Genomic DNA, 24783 nt, shown 5'->3' with positions numbered 1-24783 from the left:
GGCCGGCACCCGGCCGGACGCGCGCGTGGTCAGCGGACCGGGTACCTGCGGTCGATCAGGTCGAAAGCGTTGGGCTGGCCGGCGTGGTACAGGGCGCTGTCGGCCAGTTTGAGTGGCTCCCACAGCGGCATCCGGAATCGTGGGGTGATCGGGACCCGGCCCGCCGCGGAGCCGCTGACGTGCAGCACTGCGTTGGCCGCCAGCCGTCCGCCTTCGTTCGCGCCTTCCATGCACGCGACATTCATCTGGGTGCGGATCCAGTCGCCTGCCAGGAAGAGATTGTCGATGGCGGTGGTCGCGTCGGGGCGGTCGGCCCACGAGCCCGGATTCTGGATGAAGATGGCGTCGTCGTAGGACACGTCGGGGGTGCCGGGGTCGCGCAGGGCGGGATCGATCATCCACGAATGCAGCATGTCGTCGGTGAGTGGCTCGTCGCCGATCTTGTTGACGTGTGCTTTGAGCTGTTCCCATGTCTCCGCGGCGATTTCGGCCGGGGTGCACTGTGCGGCGGTCTTACGGGTGAACACGCCCGGTTCCTCCCAGTCGGAGATGATCGCCGACAGCACGTCGGTGACCGCGCCGTCGCCGTAGCCGGTGAGCGGTGTCCGCCAGAACTGCGCCTCGCTGATCGAGGTGAGGCTCCACGGCGAGTCGACATAGGCGACGTGGCCCGCGGCCAGGTCTGCCCGTCTGCGCAGGAAGAACTGGATGCCGACCATCCAGGCCGACTGCAGCCGGGAGATCGATTCGAGGCGGGGATCGGCGGCGAGAACGTCGTCGGCGAACACCGCGGGCGCCTTGTCCAGCGGTATCGCGCTGACGTAGTAGTCGGCCTCGACGCTGTGCCTGGCGCCGGAGCTGTCGGTCACCGTCGCCGCGCGAATATGCGCTCCGTCGGTCTCGAAGCCCGACAGCTGCGCGCCCAGCGCGAATGTGACACCGAGTGAACGCAGATGGGTGACCCAGGGATCGATGAAGGTCTCCGAGGTCGGCCCGTTGAGCACCCGGTCGTTGCCGCGGCCGTCACCGTCGTTGTTGAGATTCAGCAGCGACCACACGTATTCCTCGCCGACCAGCCCGATCGAATGCGCGCTGCAGTTGCGGGATTTCGTCGCCACCAGCGCGCGGATGAACCCGTCGCCGAGGAAGCGGCTGTATTCGGCCGAGGCGTTGTCCAGGCCGGCGAATTCGGTCCAGCTCATCCGTTCCCACTGGCCGAGTTTGCGTTCGTCGCAGCTGGAGACATAGACAGCCAGCCGTTCGGCGGCGAAGAGCGCTTCGTGCGGCGGCAGCCGGAACAGCGTCTCGAACACCGAGACGAACGAGTCGGCGAATTGCCGTGGTGTCAGCGGTATCCGGCTGAACGGCAGCGGAAACGGCAGCGGGATGGTCAGGTTGCTGCGTCCCACGCCCGCGATCATCGCCGCGTCGAGGCGGACTAGGTTGTCGTGGACGCCGTTGCGATTGCCGCGGAACGGAATCCGGCGCAGGGTGTCGGGCAGGTTGTGGTAGAAGCCGAAGAAGCTGCGGAAGCCGTGCTCGCCGGGCAGTGCCTGGTCGCTGAAGATGCTGCGGCACTTCCCGCCCGGGGCGCCGAGGCGTTCGTAGACGGTGACCGCGAAGCCGCGTTCGGCGAGTTCGTGCGCGGCCGTCAGGCCTGCGGGCCCGGCGCCGAAGACGGCGACGGTGCGGCCACCCGGCGCTGCCGCCGCCCTGCGGTTGGTCGACCGTAGGGTCCAGGCGGCGGCGATGCCGCCGACGGCGGCCGATCTCATGAATCCACGTCGCGAGGACTGCCAGTTGATTCCCATGTCTTGTCCAGTCGTCTGCCCGGACGTTCCGGCGTGTGCGCGCCGGTGCCGGGTTCCGATACCCCGAGATTTATGTTACTGAGGGTTCTCTCGAACTGGCCTGCAAATCGGCAATATTCACGCATGAGGTGTGATCTGAAAATGAAGATAAGTTGATGACAATTCTCATATGAACCGGTACCGTTCGAAGTGCCCGGCGACGACGAGGGCGGCGTAATTACCCCACGCCACACAGCGATCGCGCGTCGTGCCTCCCTCGCGCGCCTCTGCGGCAGCCGGCGAACTCTGTCGCGGCGGACGGGCGATCGAGTAGTCGCGGCGTCCGGATTCGATGTGCAGGTCCGGACGCCGCGCACCGGGCACCGGGTGGCGGCTATCGTGCCAGCGGCCGGCCGAGGATGATGGTCTCGAGGAGTTGGATCACGGTGTCCTGCGGGCAGATTCCGACGTCGCCGAAGGTGCGTCCCAGATCGACGACCAGGCTGAACGCGGCGTGCACCAGGATGCGCGCCTCGCCCATCGACAGTTCTGGCCTTGCCCCGACCACCAGCCGCGCCCACTCGGTGACGATCAACTGCTGGAGATGGCGCAGGGTCACCTGATCGGTCTGCTCCACATGGCGGAACTCGGCGTAGTAGACGAAGGTCAGCGCGCGTTCGGCGAACGACCCGGACACATACAGGTCGATCAGCGTGCCCAGCGCCCCGGCCGGGGTGTCGGCGGCGGCTGTCGCCGGTCTGATCGCCGCGGAGACCCGATCCGCCGCCCGCCGGAAGGCAGCGACCAGCAGATCGCTCTTGCTGCGGTGGTAGCGGTAGACCGCCGACGCGGAGGACAGCTCGGCGGCCGCGGCGATGTCCTCCACGCTGACGTTCGGATACCCGCGCTCGTGGAACAGCTCGACCGCCTTGTGTAGCACCAGTTCGTGTTTGAACGGCTGCGCCCGCCCCGTGCTCCGGTGTGCCGTCGCGGTGGCAGCCCGATCGGTCAGATCGGCGTCGATCATCGCCCAGCTCGTCGAACGAAGCAGCACGGCAAGAGTTTTCGCGGGAACGGTCGCATGGTGATCGCCGATGCTGCTGATCACGGCGAAGATCGACACCGCCCGCGCCGCGCGATCGTGGCCGTCCAGCTCGGGCCTGACCTCGCCGATGCGTGCGCGCAGGCTCGCGATCGCCGCGGCGAACTGATCGTTGAACTCCTGATGGTCGTCGGGTTCGAGGTAGCGGCGTTCCCAGCGAGCCAGGGCGGCGGTGGGCCGGTTGGCGATGGTCGCGGCGACGATGGCGCCCAGCACATGGTCGAGGCGCTGCCACGGAGACCAGCCCGCTGCGTCCTCGGGCAGTTCGACGGCGTGCAGCGCGAGTCCGGACAGGCGCAGCAGTTCGGCGCGGAACAGCGCGTACTTGCTCGGAAAGTGCCGGTACAGCGCGGTCGAACTGATGTCGAGACGCCGGGCGATGTCGTCCATGCTCACGCCGTGATAGCCGTGTGCGCCGAACGCTGCCGCCGATTCCGCGGCGATCTGCGCCCGCCGGTTCTTCGGCCTGCGCCGGACCGCACGCGCCGCGGAATCCGCGGCCGGTTCGTCGGCGTGCTTGCCCGACGTCCTGGCCTTCGCCGCGCGCGGGGAGCGGCCGGTGTGCCGGGGGGATAGCGCGCCGGGTTCGGTCACTGCGCGGGCGCCGTCGTCAGCGGGGAATTCACTTTCTCGACCAGCCACCGGCCGTCGTCGTTGCGCAGGCTGAGCACCATCGACAACTGGCCGGGCTTGGCCTTGTGCTCGGTGCCGAGGCTCGAGATGGTCGTTCCGATCACCACGATCGCCTCGGCGGAGGTCTCGTCGCCGGTGCGCAGCGCGCACTGGCTGTCGGTGGTCTTGGAGACGACTTCTCCCTGCGTGAGGGCATCGCGCAGTTCGGTGCTGGTCGACTCGAACTGCTTTTTCCAGTCGCCGGTCGCCCCATCGAGAACGGCCTTGAAATAGGTGTCGAGGCGCTTGCTGTCGTAGTCGGCCAGAATCGGGCCATAGTGGCAGGCGGCCTCGCGGGCCCGCTGCTGAGCGGCGAGGAGATCTTTGCTGTCCTTGTTCTCCAGGAACAGCACCAGCGAGGTCGCCACCGATGCGCCGAGCACGACCGCCGCGGCGCCGCGCAGGCCGAGCGTTTTCCGGTCGATCTCCCACCACCTGCCGGGTTCGGTGGTCTTCTGCTCGATCGTGGGCGCCGTCGCGGCGGGCTCGGCGACTTCGGATGTCGTTGTGGTCGAGGTGTTTTCGTCGTTGCTCATCGGGACTCCTAACGGGGTGCTGGCACCGCGGGCTGGGACAGTTCGTTGCCGGTCACGCCGGGCGGCGGGCCCGCTCCGTTGTCCGGGCCCGCCGGTCGCGGCGCGTTGGCCGAACCGCGGATCTGCAGGGCGGGATTGTCGGTGACGCAGTAGTTGTAGAGCCGCACCCTGGTGTCGGTAGTGGGGGTGGTCGGCACGGTCGGGACGCTCTCGTAGTCACACGTCGGGCGCGGCCACGGATCGACGAGGGTGTAGTAGGCGTTGTGATGAGCGGGGACGCCGACTGCTTCCGCGAAACGGCTCAGCGAGGGGAACAGCACCTCGATGGCGGGTTGGCGTAGCTTGGCCGCCCGGGTGATAGCCACGAAGTTGGTCACCAGATCGGTGATCGGGTTCTGGGTGCGCGAGATGAAACCGCCGAGGGTGGCGAGCTGTCCCGGACCCTGCTCGAGCAGATGGCGCAGTTCGGCGTCGGCGGCGGTGAACTGCTGGAACAGGGCGCTACCCGCCTGGGTGACGGTGCCCAGGTCCGGTTGCGCGTGCGCGGTCGTGGCGGCGATGACCTCGAGGTTGCGCAGCAGGTTCTCGGTCTGGGGGAGCAGGTCGGTGAGTCCGGCCATCGCCCTGCTGATCCCGGAGATCATGTTGCGCAAGCCGTCGGGCCCGCCTGCCAGCGCCTTGTCGAGTTCGTCGACGATCACGGTGAGCCGTTCGGGATTCATACCGCCGACCAGGCCGCCCAGATTGCCGAGCACCGACTGCATCTGCACCGGCACCGCCGTCGAGGCACGGTCGATCACCGCGCCGTCGCGCAGGAAGGGACCGGATTCCGACACGGGCCGGAAATCCAGGTACTGCTCGCCTGCCGCGGACAGCCGGGCGACCGTCACCGTGCCGCCGACCGGAATCCGGACGTCGTCGGAGATCTGGGCGACCGCGGCGATCCCGTCACCGGCGACCCGCACGTCCTCGACCCGGCCGACCCGGACGCCGCGGAAGGTCACATCGCTGCCAACGGTGAGCCCGCCGGAGGTCGCCAGGTGCACGGTGACCGCGAAATCGGACCTGGTCGGGTCGATCCGCAGCACCGCACCGCCCAGATACAGGCTGCCCAGCACGAGCACCACGATCAGGCCGAGATTGGCGACCGCGACGCGGCGGCGCACCAGCCATTGCCACAACGGTGAATTCATCGGGGTCCCTCCTGCGCCGGGGGTTGTGGCGTGCTGTTGAGCCGGCCGGTGACCTTGGCGATCACCTCGGCGATGCTGCCGAGGAACATCGGCACGTCACCGGTCTCCGGCCAGCGGCTGCCGATCGGATCGCTCAACGCGCCGATATCGAGGTAGGACAGGGTTCCGCCGACGGCCAGGTTCGGGCCGCGCAGGCTGTCCATCACGTGCGGATACATCTGATGGAATCCCTCGAGCGTGCCGGTGAGATCGTCGCCCATCTGCGAGAACCCCGACATCAGGTTCTGCACGCTCTGGAAAAGGCTCACGAATTGCGCTCCGTTGGAGGTGCTGAAATCGCCGAGCGCGTCGGTGGTCACCGCCAGCTTGTCGATCAGGTCGACGATGGCCTGATTGTTCTCGGCGAACAACCCGATCAACTGGGGGAAGCTGTCGGCGGCGGCGCCGAGTTCGGTTTTGCGACTGGCCAGTTCGCCGGTCAGCACCGACAGTCCGGACAGGGTGGCGTCCAGATCGCCGGTGCGCGCGTTGAGCGCGGCGATGACCGCGGTCATCTCGCCGATCAGATGCTGCAACTGCGGGGCCTTGCCTGCGAAGATGGAGTTGAGTTCGGCGGTGGCCCTTGCCGCCTGGTTGAGCCCGCCGCCGTTGATGAGCATCGAGATCGACATCATCAGCTGCTCGACCGAGGCCGCCGAGGCAGTGTGCTCGGTGCCGATGGTCGCGCCCTCGCGCAACGGCGGTCCGGCCTGGTCGGCGCTGGGCAGTGTCATGGCGACGAAGATGTCGCCCAGCGGGGTCGCCTGGCGCAGTTCGACGGTGGTGCCCGCGGGCAACTGGATGTCCTCGCGGATCAGCATCTCGACATCGGCCAGGAACGAGGTGGTCGAAATGCCGGTGACCACACCGATATCGGTGCCGCCGATCTTCACATGCGCGCGATCGGGCAGGTTGAGCGCGTCGCGGAAGGTGGCGTGCACGGTGTAGCCCGGCCCGCCGATGCCGGGCTCGGGCATCGGCAGCTCGGCCACGGTCAGGCCGCACGCACTGGTGGAGGCCACGGCGACGGTGCACAGGACCGCCGCGGTGGTGGAACGCAGGTTCATTTCGTCAGTCCCAGCAGCGCGGCGGTCAACCCGAAATCGGGGCCCATGTCGGAGATCTTGCCGGTTCGGCAACCGTCCAGACGCATCTGGACCCGCTCGCAGAACAGCGACAGCGCCTCGCCGTCGAGGATCACCTTGTCGAGCAGACCGTGCAGGCGCAGGGCCTGGTGTTCGCGGCTGATGGCATTGTCGAAGTTCTGGAACATCAGCGGACCGACGTCGATGACCTCGGTGAGATTGCGTGCGTTGGCGCGCATCTGGGCCGCGATCGCGACGAACTTGGTCACCGCGCCCGCCAGCTGGTCCTCGTTCTGACCGACCACCGAGGAGGTGTTGGTGATGAAGTCGTCGAGCTGGGCCAGCACCGCCTGCAGACCGGGGGACTGCTGACCGAACAGGGCGATCAGCTCGGTGAGGCGGCCGCTGAAATCGCGGACGGTCTGATCGTTCTCGGCGATGATCTGGGTGATCTCGCCGAGCTTCACGATGGTGTTGGAGATCTGATCCTTGTTGGCGAAGGTGAGCTCGAAGGCCGCCGAGAGTTCGTCGAGGGTCTCGCGCAGCCGGTCACCGTTGCCGTCGAGCAGCGGGTACAGCACCCGGCTGGCCATCGGACCGGTCTGGTTGTCGCCCTTCAGCGCCTCGCCCAGCTGATCGAAATTCGCCAGGATCCGGTCGAGTTCGACCGGTGTCCTGGTGCGGGTCAGCGGCAGATGCGCGCCGTCGGCGAGTTCGGGACCCGACCCGGTGTAGGCCGGTGCCAGCTCGACGTGCCGATTGGTGATCAACTGTGGTGACACCAGCGCCGCCATCGCGTCCGCGGGAATTCGCACCTCGCGGTCGACCGACATCACCACCTCGACGTAGCTGCCGCGCGGGGTCACCGAATCGACCACGCCGACCGGCACCCCGAGCACCGCGACCTCGTTGCCCGCGTACAGGCCTGCCACGTTCTCGAAGTCGGCGCTGATCCGCTTGCGCTCGCTCAGCACCTGATCGCCGAATCGGGTCACACTGTCGGGCAGCAGCGAGCAGCCCGATACCAGCGCGGCGGCCAGGCACACCGCCGCGAGCTTGTTTCTGCGAGTGAAAGTCATCAGTTGCACCCCTGCACGGCCTGCGCGAAGCACAGCCAGTTGTCCGGAAAGAGCCACGGCGCCCAGATATCGCCATAGGGTCCGTTGCCCAGCACGTTGTTGAACTGGCGCAAGGTCACCGGGGCGATCTCATAGATCCGGTCCAGGTTCTCCTTGTTCTTGGTCAGGCCGTCGGCCATGGTGTTCAGGTTCTGGATCAGCGGGGCGAGCTCACCGTTGTTCTCGATGCCCATCTCCTGCAGCAAGGCCGACATCGCCGCGACGTTGTCGAGCAGTTGGGTGAGCAGGGTCTGCCGTTGCTGCACCGCGGCGCCGATCGCCTCGCCCCTGGTCAGCAGCACGAGCACGCTGTTGCGGTTGTCGGAAACCAGTTGCGAGACCTGATCCATGCTCTTCAACAAGGTGTCGACCTCGTCGCGCCTGCTGTTGATCACCTGGGCCAGCGCGCCGATGCTGTCGAGCGCCTGGACCGCCATGGCGGGGGAGTCGCCCAGCTGCTGGGTGAGTACGTCGAGAGCGGTGCGCAGTTTCTGGGGGTCGATGCGTTCGATCCGCTCGAACGAGGAACTGTACTGCGGGTCCCGGATGACCTTGCTCAGGTTGTAGGGGACCGTGGTGTTCTCGATCCGAATTCGGTTGTCCGGCAGTCCCTTTCCATCGCCCGGGTGCAGGTCGACGTGCAATCGGCCGAGAATGGTCGACATCTCGATCGATGCCTGGGCGTTGGGGCCGAGACGGATGTCGTCGCGGATGCGCAGGGCAACGTCGACCTTGTCGTCGACCAGCTTCACCTCCTGAACCTCGCCCACCTCGATCCCGGAGATGTCCACGGTCGCGCCGGGCCGCAGGCCGGCCGCCTGGGCGAATTCGGCGTGAACGGTCTTGTCACCCAGCTGGATCCGCGACAGCACGCTCGACCCGCCCAGCAACACCACCACGGTGGACGCGGCGATCAGGCCGAGCCGCAGCTGGCGATTGCCACGCAGGAAGCCTGGTATACGCGGCCGGATCATCGGCACACCCCCGAATGTGAATTGCCGCCGACCTGCGAGAACAGGCCTTCGGGGAGCAGGACGCCCCACAGGGAGACGTCGAGACCACAGAAGTAGGCGTTGCCGTAGGTGCCATAGCCGGTGAATCGGGCGACACCGTTGAGGAAGTCGGGAAGTTCGACCGCGCCGCGATCGAGGGCGGCGCCGTTGTAGAGCAGCATCATCACCCCGGTGGTCGCGTTGCGCTGGGCCTCGGCCACGCCGGGCTGAACCTGCCCGATGAGCGAGACCAGCGAGTTGGTCGCCCCGGACACCCGTTCGACCGAGCTCTTGAGCGACTCGCCCTCGGCGTAGAAGCCGTCCATCAGGCTGCGGGTCTGGGTGATCAGGGTTTCCAGCTCGTCGCTGCGGTTGGCCAGACCGGCCAGCACACTGCTGAGATTGGTGAGCACGTCGCCGAGGATCTGATCGCGCGCCCCGAAGGTACCGGCCAGCTCGGCGGCCTGGGTGATCAGCGCCGACAGCGACACCTCGTTGCCCTGCAACGCCTGGATCAGCGTCTCGGACAGCGAATTGATCTGATCGGGCTGCAACACACTGAACAGCGGTTCGAAGCCCGACAGCAGGGCCGAGACGTCGAAGGACGGTTCGGTGTTCGCCAGCGGAATCCGGTAGCCGGCCGGCACCGTCGCGCCCGCTTCGGCGCCGGGCGCCAGCGCGATGTAGCGCTGGCCGATCAGATTCTGGTACCGCACCAGCGCTTTGGTGGTGTCGGTGAGGTGCTGACGTGACTGGATCCGGAAATCGACCCTGGCGGTGTAGTTGTCGTCGAAGTCGATCGCCTCGACCCGGCCCACCCGGACACCGGCCATCCGCACGTCATCGCCGACCCGCAGGCCGAGCACATCGGTGAAGACGGCGGAGTAGTCGTCGGTGTCGCCGGGGACGGTGCGCTGCAGGGTGGACCAGATCGTGTAGGTGAGCACCGTGGCGAGCACGACGAACAGGCTGAAACCGACTGCTGCCTTGGTGTATTTCACTGTTGGACACCACCTTCGGTAGCGGGGACGAGCGGCAGGTTGCCCAGGATCGACCCGAGCAGCAGCAGCTGGGTGAAGTTCGGCGCGCCGCCGACGATCGCGGACACCGCGGCGATCCCGGTGAGTGAGCGCGGCTGCGCCGCCGGCGTGCCTGCGGGGGCCGGATCGACGGCCGCCGCGGGTGCGGTGATGCCCGGAATAGCGGGCAGGCCGGGGATCATGGGTAGCCCGGGCAGCGTCGGCACGGTGACCTCGGGCAGCGTGGGCAGACCCGGGATCGGCAGGGTGGGCACCACCGGGGCGGGCCCGGCCGACTCCAGCCGCCGCGGAATCATGCTGTCCGGGTATTCCTGTGGCGGCGCCACCTCCGGCACCGTCGGACCGCCGCAGCGGGGACCGGTCATCTCGCCGTAGCGCGGGCAGTCCTGCGCGGTGTACTGCTGGAACGGCGTGAACGAGACATTCAGGCGCCAGGCCATCTGCCTGCGCGGACCGAAAGTGAATGTCTGCTGCAGTTTCTGGATCGAGGCATTGAGGTTGGCCGCCGTCGACTGCAGTGCGCCGGGATCCTTGGCGATGCCGCCGAAGAGCCCGTCCAGACCAGCGACCAGCTCCTTGCCGGAATCGGGGTTCGCGGCGAAGAGCGCGTTCACCGAGTCGACCGCGCTGTTGCCCTGTACCAGCAGCTCCACCAACTGGGCTCGGTGTTCGTTGAGGGTGCGGGCCGAGGTGACCGAGTCCGCCAGCACGCCGACCAGTTCCGGCGCCGACTGGCTCAGTGCCGTGGTGGCGCGGCCGAGGTTGCCCAGCAGGTCGCCGATCTCGGGAATCTGATGCACCGCGGTGAGCCACTGGTCGAGACGCTCGATGGTGGAACCGGGTACCCGGGAATTCGGGTCGAGTGCCGCCGAGAGGGTGGCCAGTACCCGGCCGAGCTTCTCGGGCTGGATGTTGTCGAGCACATCGCGCAGGGTGTTGAGGGTGGACTGCAGCTGGATCGTCGCCTCGCTGGTGTCCTCGGCGATAGTGGCGCCCGCCCGCAGGCCGGTGGCGGTGCCGCCGTTGTCGACGAGCTGGATGGAGGAGACGCCGAAGATGTTGTCGGGGACAACGCGCGCGGTCACCGTGTCCGGGATCGTCTCGGCCAGTCCGGGTTTCAATTCGAGGGTGGCGTGCTGGCGTTCGCCTTTGGCGACCATCTCCACGGAGGCGACGGCGCCGACGACCATGCCGCGGAATTTGACGTCGGCGCGCTGGGGTAGTCCGTCGCCGGTACTGGTGAGGTCGGCGCCGACCACCACGGTGTCCTCGAACTCGCCGTTGTAGCGCAGTGCGAGCAGATACAGCGCGACCGCGAACGCGGTGATCACCGCCAGCCCCGCCAGCGTGAGCTGGACAGGCCTGGGGCCGCGGCCACTGGGATCGAGAATCATGCGACCTATCCCGAAATCCGGAATCCGGGGTCGATGCCCCAGATAGCAAGGGTGAGAAACAGATTGGTGAAGACCATCACGACGATGACCATCTTGATGGCCCGGCCGGCCGCGACCCCGACACCTTCGGGGCCGCCGGAGGCGACGAAACCGTAGTAGCACTGGATGAAGGCGGCGAGCAGGACGAACACCACCACCTTGAACAGCGAGAAGAACAGGTCCCCGCCGACCAGGAACTGGAAGAAGTAGTGGTCGTAGGTGCCCGCGGTGGTGCCGCCAAGGACCAGCACCGACAGCTTGGTGGCGAGGTAGGACACCGCCAGGCCCATCGTGTAGAGCGGCACGATGGTGACGGTGGCCGCGATCATCCGGGTGGTCACCAGGTAGGGCAGCGGCCGGATGGCGATCGATTCCAGCGCGTCGATCTCCTCGGAGATCCGCATCGAGCCGAGCTGGGCGGTGAACCGGCACCCGGACTGGATCGCGAAGGCCAGCGTCGCCAGGATCGGCGCGATCTCGCGGGTGGTGGCGAATCCCGAGATCGCGCCGGTGAGCGGACCCATCGTCAGCAGGTTGAGCGCGGAGTAGGACTCCATGCCGACCGTGATGCCGCCGAAGGCACACAGCACGACGACGACACCGACGGTGCCGCCGCCGACGATCACCGAGCCGTTGCCCCAGCCGACGTCGGCGACCAGACGCGCGACCTCCTTGCGGTAGTGGCGCAGGGTGAACGGGATGGCGATCAGGGCCTGGAAGAAGACGATGGCCTGGTGGCCGATGCGCTGGTTCGCCTGGACCGGGATCTTGGCGGCCGCGCCGACGGCACGGACCGGACGCAGCGCGGGCGGAATGTATTCGGCAGCCACGTCACACCACCTTCGCGGGGAACAGCGTGTTGTAGAGCTGGGTGATGATGATGTTGGTGGCGAACAACATCAGCGCCGAGGTGACGACCGCCGAGTTGACCGCGTTCGCGACCCCGCCCGGGCCGCCCTTGGTGTGCAACCCGGTGTCGCAGGCGATGATCGCGGTGAGTACACCGAAGATCGCCGCCTTCACCAGCGCGACGAGCAGATCGTTGGCGACGGCGAAGGAGGCGAAGGAGCTGATGAACGAGCCGGGGGTGCCGCGCTGGGCGTAGACGTTGAACATGTACGCGGTCGCGAAACCGACGAACACGATGAACCCGCACAGCAGCATGCTCACCAGGACCGCCGCGGCCAGTCGCGGGGCGACCAGCCTGCGTACCGGATCGACGCCCATCACCTTCATGGCGTCGATCTCCTCCCGGATCGTGCGTGAGCCGAGGTCGGCGCAGATGGCCGAGCCGACCGCGCCGGCGATCATCAGCGAGGTCACCAGCGGCGCGCCCTGGCGGATGATGCCGAGCCCGGCGACGGCACCGATGAAGGTGGTGGCGCCGACCTGGTTGACCAGCGCGCCGACCTGGATGGACACGACGACCGCGACCGGAATCGCGACGAACGCGGTCGGCACGGCCGAGACATTGGCCATGAAGGCACACTGGCGGACGAACTCCTGGAACGGGAAGCGTCGCTGCACGATCGACAGGAACAGCTGCACGATCGCGGCCCGGCCGAGCAGGACCTGCCTGCCCAGGGTTTCGACGGATTGCTGGGGGTGGCGTTGCCAGAGCCCGGAGACGCTGTCGGCGATCCGGCCTACCTCGGACGGTTCGGTGGCCGGTTCCGGCGGCGCGGTACCCGCCGGTGGATGCTGGGTGGAGGTCACGCTGCACCGGTCCTTTCTTGCTGTGCGGGAGATGTCGCGGCCGCTCAGAGCGTGGTCAGCCAGCGTTCGAGGAGAATGACGAGGCCGGCGACCGCGGCGACACCGACGGCGACGACGCACAGCAGCGCGACCCACATGCCTACGCGCAGAACGGGATTGACCCGCGTCCGGCCGCCCAGAATCTTGACGACGGTCACCACGATGTCGATGACCCAGACCAGTGCCATCATCAGGTCATCGTCACATTCGCGAAGGTGAGCACCGGCCAGCACACGATCGACCCGAGGAACGAGATAACCAGGTCGACGCCGTAGAGATTGCGCAGATGAGCGGTGTGGGTGAGGGTCCAGACGACCCCGACGAGCCCGTACGGGATGCCGATGATGATCAGGGTGCCGAGGAACTCGGAGACCTTCATCTCGTAGCTGAGTAGCCTGTCCAGCCGTCGCAACATGGGGTACCGGTGTTCCTTTCCGAAGGACCGGTCCACGTCGACGGCTGGTGGCCGACGTCGTTGACGGTCCGATGATGTTTCCAAGCATTCTGTCGATAACTCGGGTTCGGCGGGGCGATCTCCCAGTGAATGTGCTGCAAATCTGGATAGTTCGCGGTCTGCCGCGTTGATCGATATCGCTAAGTTACTACGGATTCTGTCGACTGTGAGCAAAATCGCGCGAGTGACGTCCTGCGGTGTTCGGTGGTGGCCGCGTCGGCGCCCGGCTGTGTCGCCCGGCGCCGACGCGATGTGCGCATCGCGCCCCCGACCCACCGGCTTGATGCGGAATTGACGGTAACATGCGGTGTCGAACATGGTCTAGCGCGCATTTGGTAGTGGAATCTGCGATGAAAACCGTCGGAATCGTGATTAACTTATTGCGTTGTGCCGCCGAGGGTCGGCGGTTGTGCAGGAGGATCATCATGTCCGCGGTCATCGTCGATGTTGTCCGAACACCGTCCGGGCGGGGTAAAGCCGGCGGAGGGTTGTCGTCGGTGCATCCGGCCACCTTGCTGGCGGGCGTGCTGGCCGAACTGGTCGAGCGCACCGGGATCGACCCGGCGCTGGTCGACGATGTGATCGGCGGATGCGTCACCCAGAGCGGTGAGCAGTCGAGCAACATCACCCGCACGGCCGTGCTGGCCGCGGGTTTCCCGGAGTCGGTGCCGGCCACCACGGTCGACCGGCAGTGCGGTTCGAGTCAGCAGGCCGTGCACTTCGCGGCGCAGGGTGTGCTCGCCGGCGCCTACGACGTGGCGATCGCCTGTGGCGTCGAGTCGATGAGCCGGGCGCCGATGTTCTCCAACGCCCAGGGCAAGGACGCGCTGCGCGGCCCGCTCGCGGCGCGGTACCCGGCCGGACTGATCAACCAGGGCATCGCCGCCGAAATCCTCGCCGCCCGATGGAAATTGGACCGCACGGTCCTCGACGAGTTCGCGGCGCGCTCGCACCGGCTGGCGGCGGCGACCGCGGCGGCCGGCGGTTTCGACGCCGAGCTGACGGTCGCGGGTGAGCTCGACGCGGACGAGACGATCCGGCCGGGGACCACCGTCGAGGGGTTGGCGAGCCTGCGTCCCGCGTTCACCGATCCCGCCTTCCTGGAACGGTTTCCGGAGATCAACTGGTCGGTGACCGCCGGCAACTCCTCGCCACTGACCGACGGCGCCTCGGCGGCGCTGATCATGAGCGAGCGCATGGCGGCGAAGCTGGGGCTGACCCCGCGCGCCCGATTCCACTCGTTCGCCGTGGCGGGCGACGACCCGACGCTCATGCTGACCGCGGTCGTCCCGGCGACCCGCAAAGCGCTGGAACGGGTCTCGCTGACGGTCGACGACATGGACACCTTCGAGGTGAACGAGGCGTTCGCGCCCGTACCGCTGCTCTGGCAGCACGAACTCGGCGCCGATCCGGACCGGGTCAACCCGCGCGGCGGCGCGATCGCCCTCGGCCACCCGCTGGGTGGATCGGGGACGCGGCTGCTCGCCACGATGGTCAACCACCTCGAACAGACCGGCGGCCGCTATGGGCTGCAGACCATGTGCGAGGCGGGTGGCATGGCCAACGCGACGATCATCGAACGGCTGTGACGTCCGAACGGACGTGTCTCGAAAGGAATACCGGATGACCACGGCAGCGAAGCCTGGAGAACCCGACTACGACGACCCGGCCAGCGCGATGTACGTGGCCGAAGAACCCGGCCACGTCCCTCGTCCGGAGGCGGCGATCCATCCGCCGCTGACGCTCGAGCAGGTACGCATCCACATCCCGGACCATCACCGCTCGCCGCGCAAACGGCCCGCGCATATCGCCGACGCGCTCGACTTCTGGGCGTTCGCCGGTGCCGCGGCGAATGTCGCGATGCAGTTCGCGCATCGTGGGGTCGCGGCGGGGGTGATGGAGAGCAAGGTCGAATCGGGTGCGCTGATGGTGCATCCGTGGAAGCGGTTGCGTACCACCGCGTCCTATCTTGCGGTCGCGGTGCTCGGCTCCGAGGAGGAGAAGCGGGCGATGCGCGAAGCGGTGAACGTCGCCCATCGGCAGGTCAGGTCGGGCCCGAATTCGAAGGTCAAGTACAACGCCTTCGACCGCAATCTGCAGCTGTATGTGGCGGCGGCGATCTACATCGGCTACGAGGACACCCATCAGCTGCTGTGCGGCAAGATGAACGCGGAGGAGCTCGAGCACTTCTATCAGGGCGCCGACACCTTCGGCACCACCTTGCAGGTGCATCCCGACATGTGGCCCAAGACGCACGCCGACTTCGACGCGTACTGGGTCGAGGCGTGCCGGCAGGTGGTGTGCGACGACGATTTCCGCGCCTACATCGACGACCTGCTGCATCTGCGGATGATCCAGTGGTACCTGCGGGTGCTGCTCGGTGGGCTGCTCCGGTTCCTGACCTCGGGCTTCCTGCCGCCGCATTTCCGCGAGCAGATGGGCGTGGAGTGGAGTGAATCCGATCAGCGGCGATTCGAGAATCTGTTCCTGTTCGTGGGATTCGTCAACCGGTTCATTCCGAGGTTCATCCGGTTCGCCGGAACGAACGCGATGATGGCCGATGTGCGGCGCCGGATCCGCAAGCACAAGGCGATCATCTGACCCCCGGGGGAATAGGGGAAACCGTGGCCGCCTGCTCACCGAGCCGGCGGCCACGCCTCATCTCGCAGGCCGGAGCCTGGCCTGCGACACGTAGCGAATTCGCCGGGGCGCCAGGGTGTATCCGGCGCGAACGGCGACCGCGACGGCGCGCAGCGCCGCGGCGTCGGCCGGACGTGGCCGGATGCCGAACAGTTCGACCGCGCGGGGATGCTGCATCGCGCGTGCGGCGCCCGCGGGCAGGTGCCGCACGATCCATTCGTCCGGACGCAGGACCTGGTTCCGTAGCTCCTCCGCGGCGGGGCTGGGCCGGAGCTGTGTCGCGCAGGCATCGGTGAAGTAGTCGGTGAACGCGGGCCAGGTCGACGGAAGCAGTCGATCGCTGACGCCGTAGGTCCGGTACCAGTCGCGGCATTCCTGATAGAGCTGCTCGCGTCCGTCGGGTGTGCGCGGTGGGCCGAACACGTCGGCCGTGGTCATCAGCGTCTCGACGTAGGTGGCGTGCTGGAACAGGAACACCTCGGGATGTAGGGCGTGATAGCGCTGCCCGCGGTCGTCGACGCCCTTTACGTGCTCGTGGGCGAAGCGGATCACCGAATCCGCCGGGCGCCCGGTGTAGGCCAGGTAGATCATCTGCGAGACGCTGCGCTTCTTGTGTAGCCACAGGCGGTTGGGCGCGTGCTCGAGCAGCGCGGGCGCGATGACCGGGTGCAGCGCTTGCAGGCCTACTGCCCGCGGCAGCATCAACAGGAATCGCCGATCGCCGAGGTAGCGCCGCAAGAGCGGACCCGCTCGCAGGCTCGATGCCGTGCTCATCGTGGTGATTTTGGCATAGCGGGACAGCCTGGCGCAAGCGGTAAGTTACTCGAGATTCTCGCACTCTGTTAGTTAAAACTCATGAAAAAGTCCGGTTATGTGAAGTATGGTTCTGACGATCCGATGGAAGATCGGGCTTGCGTTGACCGCCAACCTGGTGAGAGTCTGAATGAGATATTCTCTCACTCTCCCGGAGGTCCGCCGTGTCTCAGCCTGCCGCGACATCGCACCCGCACAACCCCACCGACGACGACCCTGCGCGCAGGCGTCGCTACCTCACCGGGGCCGGTGCGATCCTGGGTGGACCGGCCAATGTGGTCATGCAGCTGAGCCTGCTTCCGGTGGGCCGGGGCGTGGTGGAGAGCACGGTCGAATCCGGCAGCTACGCGACGAATCCCGGCAAACGCGGCCGGACGACGCTGACCTACCTCGCGGTCGCGATGCTCGGCACCGACGAGGACAGGGCGGCCTTCAAGGAGGCGGTCGGGACCTCGCATCGACAGGTGCGCAACCGGCCCGGCGGTCCGGTGAAATACAACGCGTTCGACCCGAGGCTGCAGCTGTGGGTGGCCGCCTGCATCTACCGTGGCACGCTCGATTCGCTCGAGCTGCTGTTCGGCGAGCTGGACGAGACGTTCGCCGACGAGCTGTACCTGGACTCGGCGCGATTCGGCACGACGCTGCAGGTGCCTGCCGAGATGTGGCCCGCCGATCGCGCCGCCTTCGCGCGCTACTGGGACTCGATGCTCGGTGAACTGTCGCTCGACGACGAGGTCCGCGGCTACCTGCTCGAGCACATCGTGGACCTCGGGCCACAGCCCTGGCTCATCCGCGTCACCGGACGGCGGATCAACCGGTTCTTCGTCACGGGATATCTCCCGCAGCAGTTCCGCGACGGCCTCGGGCTGGCCTGGAGTCCGCGTCGGCAGCGGGTGTTCGAGCTGGTCATGCGGGGTATCGGCCGGGTGCTCGCGGTGCTGCCCGCCGAGTGGCGAGCGCAGCCGTTCCCGCGGCTGCTCGCCGATATGCGGGCGCGCAGGGCGAAGGGTAAGTCGCTCGTTTAGGCAAGTGGCGAGGTAGGTGTAACACTTGGTAGCGCCAACTCTTGTGTGGTACCGCAGGTACCACTAAACTGGGTGGAGCACCGTACTGAGGAGACATCGATGACGCTGTCCACTGCCGCCAAGCGTCCGGGGGAACCCGGATACCACGAGATCCTGCGGAACCTGTCCGAAGGGTCCGTGACCAAACACTTCGATCCCTATGTCGACATCGACTGGGAATCGCCCGAGTTCGCCGTCCACTCCGACGATCCGCGCTGGATCATGCCCGACGAGGACCCGCTGGGCCGTCACCCCTGGTACAGGGCGCAGCCGGTCGAGAAGCAGATCGCCATGGGCATGTGGCGTCAGGCCGGGATCGCCAAGGTCGGCCTGGATTTCGAGCAGCTGCTGATCCGTGGGCTGATGCAGTATCTGGTCTCGGTACCCAACGGCGATCCGGAGTTCCGTTACGTCACCCATGAGGCTGCCGAAGAGTGCAACCACACGATGATGTTCCAGGAGATGATCAACCGGATCGGCTACCGCGATGTGATCGGCATGGGCTCGATCGACCGCAAGCTGACGATGATCATCTGGCCCGCGGTGAAGTACTTCCCGGAGCTGTTCTTCACGCTGATCCTCGGCGGCGAGGAGCCGATCGACCACCTGCAGAAGTCGCTGCTGCGCGCCGGGGTGGACATGCACCCGATGGTGCATCGGGTCATGCAGATCCATGTGGCCGAGGAGGCGCGGCATATCTCCTTCGCGCACGAGTACCTGCGCAAGAACGTGCCGTCGATGAACCCGATCACGAAAACCGTGCTGTCGGTGGCTTTTCCGATCGCCATGCGGGTGATGCTCGACATGATCGCGACGCCGCCGAAGCAGTTCGTGGAGAAGTTCGGCATCCCGGACGAGGTCATGCGGGAGGCCTACTGGGGCAGCCCGGAATCGCAGGCAACGAAGCGTGACGTGTTCGCCGACGTGCGGGCGCTGGTGGAGGGCACCGGAATGATGAACCCGCTCGCCAAGCTCACCTGGCGCCTGCTCGGCATCGACGGCCCGGCCTCGCGCTACCGCAGCGAGCCCGCGCGCAGAGCCGCCTGACCGGTAGCAATCCGCCCCGACGGGCCGGTCACCGCGACCGGCCCGTTTTCCCTGTCCCGCATGCCATCCCCTGGAGTACAACGTTGACTGCCGACCACGCCCGCTCGCGCACCGAGAGCTGGCCAGCGCCCGCCTTCGCGACGCTGCCCGACAACGACCCGTTCTATCAGCCGCGGGCCGGATTCGAGCAGCTCGCCGAGGGCACGGTCCTGCGGTGGCGTCCGGTCGAACTGGCCGCCTTCGGCATGATCCCGCTGAAGGCGACCGCGTGGCAGCTGCTGTACCGCACAACCGACCTCAACGGGAAGCCCGACGCCTCGGTCACGACCGTGATCATGCCTGCGGACGTGGGCCCGGAGACGCCGCTGCTGTCGTTCCAATGCGCCATCGACGCCGTGTCTTCGCGCGGGTTCCCGTCCTATGCGCTGCAGAAGGGCTCGCGCGCGATCGGCACGTTCGCCCACGTCGAACTGCTGTGCTTCGTCGACGCGCTGACCAGGGGCTGGGCCATCTCCATCCCTGATCACGAGGGCATGCTCGGCGCGTGGGGCGCCCCGCGTGAACCCGGCTATCGCGCCCTCGACGGCATCCGGGCCGCGCTGTCGTTCGAACCGCTCGGCCTCGATCCGCAGGCTCCGATCGGGCTGTGGGGCTACTCCGGTGGCGGACTCGCGACCTCGTGGGCCGCCGAGATGGCGCCTGCCTACGCACCCGAACTCGACATCGCCGGCGCGGTGCTCGGTTCGCCGGTCGGTGATCTGGTGTCCACGTTCCACCGGCTCAACGGCAGCCTGCACGCCGGGCTGCCGACCCTGGTCGTTGCCGCGTTGCGCCGGGTGTATCCCGCGTTCGACGCCGTCATCGAGAGCGTGGTCGACGAAGCGGGCCAGGCCGTGCTCGACAGGGCCGCCCGCTCGACCACCGGCGCCGCGGTCCTGCGTCTGGCGCGCTACGACGTCGACCGGCACACCTCCGTCCCGCTCGCCGAGCTGCTCGCCCTCGCGGACATGGCCGCCGTGTTCGCCGACGCCGAACTGGGCACCAGGGCACCGGCCGTGCCGCTGCTCGTCGTGCAGGCCGTGCACGACCAGATCATCGCGACCGCCGATATCGACGCGCTGGTCGACCGCTATCGCGGGCACGGCGCACACGTCACCTACCTGCGTGACCGGCTCAGCGAGCACATCACGCTGCTCGCGATGTCGACGCCGCTGAGCCTGAACTGGCTGGCCGACCGGTTCGCCGGCGAGACCGTGACGCCGTCGCGGACACAGACCGTGTGGAGCGTGCTCGGCCTGCCCGCGGGCCGCCGCGGCCTGGCCGGTCTCGTCCGTGCCGCCGCGCAGGTGCTCTTCGCGCGGCCGCTGACCGGCTCCGCGACCCGGTCCTACCGCAGCGGGCGGGCCGACGCCACCCGCCGCGCGGCCTGACGACTCGAACTGGTGACGACTGCCGTCCGGCAGCCGTGGTGAAGTAAAGGGGAATGTGTTGGTGATGGGGATCGTTGCCGACGCGCAGCGTGCGGTACGCAATGTGTGGTCGGTGTCGTTCGGCGGTGGGCTCGAGTCGTCGCGGCCCGCGCCGTCGACGACCGTCTACGAGGGCAAGCACCGGCACCTGAAGCGGTACGACCGCACGACGTCGGCGACCGGGAATCCGGTCCTGCTCGTGCCGCCGCTGGCCGTGACACCGGCGTGTTTCGACCTGCGGCCGGGACAGAGCCTCGTGCGCTTCCTGCTCGACCAGGGCAGACAGCCCTATGTCGTCGACTACGGCCGATTCGGTTACGCCGACCGCGATCTCGGGCTCGAGGACTGGACCCACGACATCCTGCCCGAGGCCATCCTGCGGATCGCGCACGAGCACGACGGGCCGATCGACATCATCGGCTGGTCCCTCGGCGGCGCGATGGCCCTGCTCACCTCGGCCGCCCACCCCGACCTGCCGATCGCCTCGATCACCGGCCTGGCCACCCCGATCGACCAGGCCCGGACCCCGCTGTTGCAGCCGCTGCGCTTGGCGGGCCGGATCACCGGGGGCCGGGGGATGGCACTGGCGACCCGGCTCATGGGCGGCATCCCGCAAGAGTTCGTCCAGCTCGGTTTCCGGTTGCAGGCCTTCGACCGGGAACTCGCCCGGCCGATGTTCCTGGTCCGCAATGCCTTGGACACCGAGGCGCTGGCCCGGATGGAGGCGACAGACCGCTTCATGTCCAGCATGCCGGGCTATCCTGGTCGCTCGTTCTGGCAGATCTACCGCAGTCTGGTCGTGCGCAACGAGCTCGCGAGCGGCTCGATCCGGGTGCGCTCCGACCTGGTGATCGAGCTGGCCAAGGTGACCTGCCGGGTGCTGCTGGTCGGCAGCCGCACCGACATGGTGGTGCCCGCCACCGCCGTGCGCCGCGGGCTGGAGATCCTGCCGAACGCCGCCGAGACCCGCTTCGTGGATGTCCCCGGCGGCCACCTCGGCCTGCTCGCGGGCCCGGCCGCCGCCGGCACCACCTGGCCTGCCATCGAGGACTTCCTCGGCAGCTGACCAGGTCACCCAGCCGAAAGGTCCCGGCGACGCGGGGAATGGCGTCACCGGGACCGTGTCATCGGCTCGCTCAGCTGCCGGCGACCGGCGCCGAACCGTGCAGCTTGCGCAGTTCGTGCTTGACCACCTTGCCGCCGGCATTGCGCGGCAGGGTGTCCACCACGACGAGGTCCTTCGGGTGCTTGTAGCGGGCCAGGTGGGCGTTGAGGTGCGCTTCGAGATCGGCGAGTTCGATCGCGTCGGCGTCCTCGACGGCGACGATCGCCACCGGAACCTCGCCCCACTTGTCGTCGGGCCTGCCGATCACCGCGGCCTCGCGGATGCGAGGATGGCTGAAGAGCACATTCTCGACCTCGGCGCAGTAGATGTTCTCGCCGCCGGAGATGATCATGTCCTTCTTCCGGTCGACGACGTAGACGAACCCCTCGTCGTCCCGGCGGACCAGATCCCCGGAGTGGAACCAGCCGCCGGCGAACGCGTCGGCGGTGGCGCGCGGGTTGTTCCAGTACTCGCGCATCAAGGTCGGTCCGCGATAGACGATTTCACCGATCTCGCCCGGGGCGACATCGTTCATCTCGTCGTCGACGATCCTGGTGGCGATGGTCGGGATCGGCTTGCCGACCGAACCCAGCTTGCGGATCGCGTCCTCGCCGTCGAGCACACAGGTGATCGGCGACATCTCGGTCTGGCCGAAGACCGCCACATTGAGGGCGTCGGGGAAGGTCTCGGCCATGGCGCGCAGCACCGTGTCCGAGGCGGGCGCGGCGCCCCAGCTGATCACCCGCAGGCGCAGATCACGCTGCGGCACCGAGGGATCGGCGCAGACGATCTGCCACTGGGCGGGCACCAGGAACACCGAGGTGGCGCGTTCGCTCTCCCACGCGTCGAGGACCTCGGTGGCGTCGAAGGCCTTGAGCGGATGGATCACCGTCAGCGCGCCGAGCACGAAACAGGATGCGATGGAACCCAATCCGGCGATGTGGAACAGCGGCGACGCGCAGAAGGCGATGTCGTCGGCGCTGTAGCGCATGGCCCGGATGCAGGTCAGCGCCTGGGAGTTCATATTGAGATGGGTCAGCACCGCGCCCTTGGGGTTTCCGGTCGTGCCGGAGGTGTACATGATCAGGGCGGCGGTGTCCTCGGTGACGTCACGCGGCTCGTGTGGTTCACCCTCCTCGGCCAGCAGGTCGTCGTAGCCGAGCAGGCCCTCACACGTTCCCACGCCGACCACGATGCGGGTGTCCAGCCCACCGGTCTGGCTCGCCACCGCGGTGACCAGCGGGGCGAACATCGCCTCGGTGATGATGGCGGTGGCGCCGCTGTCGGTGACCAGGTAGGCGATCTCGGGCGGGGTGAGCCGGAAGTTCACCGGGACCGCGATGGCGCCGAGAGTGTTGACGGCGAACACCGATTCGATGTACTCGGTGTTGTTGAGCATCAGGATCAGCACGCGATCGCCGGGGCCGATACCGCGCCGGGCGAGCGCGTCGGCGAGCTTGCCGACCCGCTCGTGCAGTTGCAGCCAGGTGGTGGTCTTGCCGAGGTAGCGCAGCGCGGGCGCGTCGGGAATGGTGGTGGCGTGGATCGCGATCTGGTTCATCCAGTGATTGCGTCGCGAGCGCATCGGTTCTACGGCGGTGGACATCGTCGTCTCCTCGAGGGGAACTAGGCCGGGTCGGCGATCGGGCGGGGAGCGCCGGTGAACTGCGGGGCGCGGCGGGTCAACATCGCGGTCATCCCCTCCAGGAAGTCGGCGGAGGTCAGCAGTTCGACCTGCCCGTCCTTCTCCCGTGTGAGCGCGCTGTCGAGTTCGGACAGGGTCGCCGCGTTGATCGCGGCCTTGGTCAGCTGCAGCGCGCGCCGCGGCCCGATCGCGAGTTTGGCGGCGATGGTGTCGACGTGGTCGGTGAGCTCGGCGGCGGGCACGCTCGCGGTGATCAGGCCAGCGGCGGCGGCCTCGGCCGCGGGCAGGCGACCACCGAGCAGGGCCATTTCCGCGGCCCGCGCCCGACCCATCGCGGCCGCCACCAGCGCCGTCGCGCCCCCGTCGGGCATCAGGCCGATGGAGGTGAACGGCAGCAACAGGTAGGTGCTGTCGGCGGCATAGATGAGATCGGCGGCCAGGGCGATCGAGGTGCCGACGCCGGCGGCGGGCCCGTTGATCTGGGCGATCACCGGCAGCGGGGAGTCGACGATCGCGCGGATCACGCCGTTGGCGGTGTCCATCACCGTCTCCGGCGTCGCCTCGTTGCCGCCCGCGGCGGCCGCGGCGGCGAGGTCGGCGCCGGTGCAGAAGGCCTTGCCCGCGCCCGTCAGCACGATGACCCGCGTGCTCGGATCGTCGGCGGCCGCCGTGATCGCCGCGGACAATTCGGCCATGGTCGTGAGGTCGATCGCGTTCATCCTGGCCTGGCGATCGATCGTGATGCGCAGGACGCCGTGTTCGGCGTCGACGTGCAGGCTCTCACTCATCGCGCCACCGCCTCGACGATCGTGCCCGCCAGCCTGCCCGCGATGAGGTCCTCGGCCTCGCGCACGATCCGCGCGACGAGGTCGCCGCAGGTAGGGATGTCGTGGATCAGGCCCTGGCACTGGCCGACGCTCCAGATTCCCGCGTCGACGTCGCCGTCCTCGTAGACCTTGCGCCCCCGCGCTCCCGCGACGAGATCACGCACATCGGCGAAGGTGCCGCCGCCGCGCTCGATCTCGACGACCTGGCGGCTGACGGCATTGTCGGCGACCCTGGCGGTGTTGTTCATGGTTCGGAAGATCAGCTTCGTGTCGAGCTCGGTATTGGCGACGATCTTCTCCTTGACCGAGTGCGCGATCGGCGACTCGACGGTGCACAGGAACCGCGTTCCCATGTTCACCCCGTCCGCGCCCAGCGCCATGGCGGCGACCAGGCCGCGGGCATCGGCGATGCCGCCCGAGGCGATCATCGGGATCTCCAGCTCACGCGCCGCCGCGGGGATCAGCACCAGCCCCGGCGTGTCGTTCTCACCCGGGTGACCGGCGCATTCGAAACCGTCGATGCTCACGCCGTCGACGCCGACCTGCTGCGCCTTGAGCGCGTGCTTGACGCTGGTGCACTTGTGCAGCACCTTGATCCCGGCATCCTTGAGGAAGGGCAGGTGGGTGGCCGGATTGCCGCCCGCGATCTCCACGATCGGGACCCCGCCGTCGATGATCGCCTGCCGGTACTCCTCGTACGGCGGGGGAGTGATGGACGGCAGGATCGTCAGATTCACCCCGAACGGCTTGTCGGTGAGATCCCTGGTCCTGGCGATCTCCTCCCGCAGCGCCTGCGGCGTCGGCTGGGTCAGGCCCGTGATGATGCCGAGGCCACCCGCCTCCGAGACCGCGGCGGCGAGTTCGGCTCGGCCGACCCACATCATCCCGCCCTGCACGATGGGGTGCTCGACACCGAATGCCTCGGTGAATCGGGTGCGCAGCATCGCGCTCTCCCTCCGGATTC

At 67.8% G+C, this 24783-nt stretch carries 23 protein-coding genes; 6 read left to right on the top strand and 17 right to left on the bottom strand.

Translation table 11 applies throughout. From position 1 onward, the window contains the following. Positions 1-29 precede the first annotated feature (29 nt). The 13 genes from ACWF82_RS19185 to ACWF82_RS19125 form a co-directional block, all read right to left on the bottom strand. Positions 30-1775: a hydroxysqualene dehydroxylase gene (locus tag ACWF82_RS19185; protein WP_452502864.1), complete on the bottom strand. Its 1746-nt coding sequence runs from the start codon at positions 1773-1775 to the stop codon at positions 30-32. A 409-nt stretch (positions 1776-2184) separates the two neighbouring features. Further along, complete coding sequence (locus tag ACWF82_RS19180) at positions 2185-3486, bottom strand: TetR/AcrR family transcriptional regulator (RefSeq protein WP_452502862.1); 1302 nt, start codon at positions 3484-3486, stop codon at positions 2185-2187. After that, positions 3483-4100: a hypothetical protein gene (locus ACWF82_RS19175; protein WP_452502860.1), complete on the bottom strand. Its 618-nt coding sequence runs from the start codon at positions 4098-4100 to the stop codon at positions 3483-3485. The genes ACWF82_RS19180 and ACWF82_RS19175 overlap by 4 nt, the downstream gene beginning before the upstream one ends. 8 nt (positions 4101-4108) lie before the next feature. Continuing rightward, a complete protein-coding gene (locus tag ACWF82_RS19170) occupies positions 4109-5293 on the bottom strand; it encodes an MCE family protein (RefSeq protein WP_452502858.1) in 1185 nt (394 codons plus the stop codon). Beyond that, positions 5290-6399 (bottom strand): MCE family protein, encoded by a 1110-nt coding sequence (locus ACWF82_RS19165; protein WP_452502856.1) that lies wholly within the window; start codon positions 6397-6399, stop codon positions 5290-5292. The genes ACWF82_RS19170 and ACWF82_RS19165 overlap by 4 nt, the downstream gene beginning before the upstream one ends. Beyond that, complete coding sequence (locus ACWF82_RS19160; protein ID WP_452502854.1) at positions 6396-7496, bottom strand: MCE family protein; 1101 nt, start codon at positions 7494-7496, stop codon at positions 6396-6398. The genes ACWF82_RS19165 and ACWF82_RS19160 overlap by 4 nt, the downstream gene beginning before the upstream one ends. Next, positions 7496-8509 carry an MCE family protein gene (locus ACWF82_RS19155; RefSeq protein WP_452502852.1) on the bottom strand — a complete coding sequence of 338 codons (1014 nt, stop codon included), beginning with the start codon at positions 8507-8509 and terminating at the stop codon, positions 7496-7498. Before ACWF82_RS19155 ends, ACWF82_RS19160 begins: the two co-directional genes overlap by 1 nt. Continuing rightward, positions 8506-9528, bottom strand: a complete 1023-nt coding sequence (locus ACWF82_RS19150) for an MCE family protein (protein WP_452502850.1) — start codon at positions 9526-9528, stop codon at positions 8506-8508. The genes ACWF82_RS19155 and ACWF82_RS19150 overlap by 4 nt, the downstream gene beginning before the upstream one ends. Then, positions 9525-10961 (bottom strand): MCE family protein, encoded by a 1437-nt coding sequence (locus tag ACWF82_RS19145; RefSeq protein WP_452502848.1) that lies wholly within the window; start codon positions 10959-10961, stop codon positions 9525-9527. Before ACWF82_RS19145 ends, ACWF82_RS19150 begins: the two co-directional genes overlap by 4 nt. 5 nt (positions 10962-10966) lie before the next feature. Then, entirely contained in the window at positions 10967-11830 is an 864-nt protein-coding gene (locus ACWF82_RS19140; RefSeq protein WP_379309074.1) for an ABC transporter permease, read from the bottom strand. A gap of 1 nt (position 11831) precedes the next feature. Beyond that, entirely contained in the window at positions 11832-12641 is an 810-nt protein-coding gene (locus ACWF82_RS19135; protein ID WP_229740196.1) for an MlaE family ABC transporter permease, read from the bottom strand. 119 nt (positions 12642-12760) lie between these two features. Beyond that, entirely contained in the window at positions 12761-12946 is a 186-nt protein-coding gene (locus ACWF82_RS19130; RefSeq protein WP_452502847.1) for a hypothetical protein, read from the bottom strand. Next, the gene (locus tag ACWF82_RS19125) at positions 12946-13170 is read right to left on the bottom strand and encodes a hypothetical protein (protein WP_378855140.1); all 225 of its coding nucleotides are present in this window, start codon (positions 13168-13170) and stop codon (positions 12946-12948) included. The genes ACWF82_RS19130 and ACWF82_RS19125 overlap by 1 nt, the downstream gene beginning before the upstream one ends. A 461-nt stretch (positions 13171-13631) precedes the next feature. Here ACWF82_RS19125 and ACWF82_RS19120 point away from each other — a divergent pair, with 461 nt between their 5' ends. Both ACWF82_RS19120 and ACWF82_RS19115 read left to right on the top strand, forming a co-directional pair. Continuing rightward, complete coding sequence (locus ACWF82_RS19120) at positions 13632-14798, top strand: thiolase family protein (RefSeq protein WP_452503046.1); 1167 nt, start codon at positions 13632-13634, stop codon at positions 14796-14798. Between the two features lie 88 nt (positions 14799-14886). After that, positions 14887-15810, top strand: coding sequence for an oxygenase MpaB family protein (locus ACWF82_RS19115; protein ID WP_452503044.1), 924 nt, complete (start codon positions 14887-14889; stop codon positions 15808-15810). 57 nt (positions 15811-15867) lie between these two features. On the opposite strand, the gene ACWF82_RS19110 is transcribed toward ACWF82_RS19115, so the two are convergent. Continuing rightward, the gene (locus ACWF82_RS19110) at positions 15868-16623 is read right to left on the bottom strand and encodes an oxygenase MpaB family protein (protein ID WP_452502845.1); all 756 of its coding nucleotides are present in this window, start codon (positions 16621-16623) and stop codon (positions 15868-15870) included. Positions 16624-16826: 203 nt separating this feature from the next. Between ACWF82_RS19110 and ACWF82_RS19105 the strand changes: the two genes are divergently transcribed. The 4 genes from ACWF82_RS19105 (at position 16827) to ACWF82_RS19090 (ending at position 21308) form a co-directional block, all read left to right on the top strand. Continuing rightward, on the top strand, positions 16827-17687 hold the full coding sequence (locus ACWF82_RS19105; RefSeq protein ID WP_452502843.1) for an oxygenase MpaB family protein: 861 nt from the start codon (positions 16827-16829) through the stop codon (positions 17685-17687). 99 nt (positions 17688-17786) lie between these two features. Next, the gene (locus ACWF82_RS19100; RefSeq protein WP_452502841.1) at positions 17787-18773 is read left to right on the top strand and encodes an AurF N-oxygenase family protein; all 987 of its coding nucleotides are present in this window, start codon (positions 17787-17789) and stop codon (positions 18771-18773) included. Positions 18774-18856: 83 nt separating this feature from the next. Beyond that, positions 18857-20203 (top strand): lipase family protein, encoded by a 1347-nt coding sequence (locus tag ACWF82_RS19095; RefSeq protein WP_452502839.1) that lies wholly within the window; start codon positions 18857-18859, stop codon positions 20201-20203. A 64-nt stretch (positions 20204-20267) separates the two neighbouring features. Beyond that, positions 20268-21308, top strand: a complete 1041-nt coding sequence (locus tag ACWF82_RS19090; protein WP_452502838.1) for an alpha/beta fold hydrolase — start codon at positions 20268-20270, stop codon at positions 21306-21308. A 70-nt stretch (positions 21309-21378) separates the two neighbouring features. Here ACWF82_RS19090 and fadD5 read toward each other — a convergent pair whose 3' ends face one another. The 3 genes from fadD5 to ACWF82_RS19075 are packed head-to-tail and all read right to left on the bottom strand — an operon-like array spanning position 21379 to position 24763. Beyond that, entirely contained in the window at positions 21379-22953 is a 1575-nt protein-coding gene (fadD5, locus tag ACWF82_RS19085) for a fatty-acid--CoA ligase FadD5 (RefSeq protein ID WP_452502836.1), read from the bottom strand. Positions 22954-22973: 20 nt separating this feature from the next. Continuing rightward, on the bottom strand, positions 22974-23780 hold the full coding sequence (locus ACWF82_RS19080; RefSeq protein WP_452502834.1) for an enoyl-CoA hydratase-related protein: 807 nt from the start codon (positions 23778-23780) through the stop codon (positions 22974-22976). Next, positions 23777-24763, bottom strand: coding sequence for an NAD(P)H-dependent flavin oxidoreductase (locus ACWF82_RS19075; RefSeq protein WP_378846568.1), 987 nt, complete (start codon positions 24761-24763; stop codon positions 23777-23779). Before ACWF82_RS19075 ends, ACWF82_RS19080 begins: the two co-directional genes overlap by 4 nt. Between the last annotated feature and the right edge of the window lie 20 nt (positions 24764-24783).

This window comes from Nocardia sp. NPDC055053 (genome assembly GCF_053608285.1).
The sequence above is the reverse complement of the archived record's forward strand: the minus strand, read 5'-3'. Positions and strand labels throughout refer to the sequence as shown.

Coding starts and splice junctions, on each gene's coding strand:
- ACWF82_RS19185 (WP_452502864.1), bottom strand. CDS start 1,775: ATGAGATCGGCCGCCGTCGGCGGCATCGCCGCCGCCTGGACCCTACGG.
- ACWF82_RS19175 (WP_452502860.1), bottom strand. CDS start 4,100: ATGAGCAACGACGAAAACACCTCGACCACAACGACATCCGAAGTCGCC.
- ACWF82_RS19170 (WP_452502858.1), bottom strand. CDS start 5,293: ATGAATTCACCGTTGTGGCAATGGCTGGTGCGCCGCCGCGTCGCGGTC.
- ACWF82_RS19165 (WP_452502856.1), bottom strand. CDS start 6,399: ATGAACCTGCGTTCCACCACCGCGGCGGTCCTGTGCACCGTCGCCGTG.
- ACWF82_RS19160 (WP_452502854.1), bottom strand. CDS start 7,496: ATGACTTTCACTCGCAGAAACAAGCTCGCGGCGGTGTGCCTGGCCGCC.
- ACWF82_RS19155 (WP_452502852.1), bottom strand. CDS start 8,509: ATGATCCGGCCGCGTATACCAGGCTTCCTGCGTGGCAATCGCCAGCTG.
- ACWF82_RS19145 (WP_452502848.1), bottom strand. CDS start 10,961: ATGATTCTCGATCCCAGTGGCCGCGGCCCCAGGCCTGTCCAGCTCACG.
- ACWF82_RS19130 (WP_452502847.1), bottom strand. CDS start 12,946: ATGATGGCACTGGTCTGGGTCATCGACATCGTGGTGACCGTCGTCAAG.
- ACWF82_RS19125 (WP_378855140.1), bottom strand. CDS start 13,170: ATGTTGCGACGGCTGGACAGGCTACTCAGCTACGAGATGAAGGTCTCC.
- ACWF82_RS19115 (WP_452503044.1), top strand. CDS start 14,887: ATGTACGTGGCCGAAGAACCCGGCCACGTCCCTCGTCCGGAGGCGGCG.
- ACWF82_RS19110 (WP_452502845.1), bottom strand. CDS start 16,623: ATGAGCACGGCATCGAGCCTGCGAGCGGGTCCGCTCTTGCGGCGCTAC.
- ACWF82_RS19100 (WP_452502841.1), top strand. CDS start 17,787: ATGACGCTGTCCACTGCCGCCAAGCGTCCGGGGGAACCCGGATACCAC.
- ACWF82_RS19090 (WP_452502838.1), top strand. CDS start 20,268: ATGGGGATCGTTGCCGACGCGCAGCGTGCGGTACGCAATGTGTGGTCG.
- fadD5 (WP_452502836.1), bottom strand. CDS start 22,953: ATGTCCACCGCCGTAGAACCGATGCGCTCGCGACGCAATCACTGGATG.
- ACWF82_RS19080 (WP_452502834.1), bottom strand. CDS start 23,780: ATGAGTGAGAGCCTGCACGTCGACGCCGAACACGGCGTCCTGCGCATC.
- ACWF82_RS19075 (WP_378846568.1), bottom strand. CDS start 24,763: ATGCTGCGCACCCGATTCACCGAGGCATTCGGTGTCGAGCACCCCATC.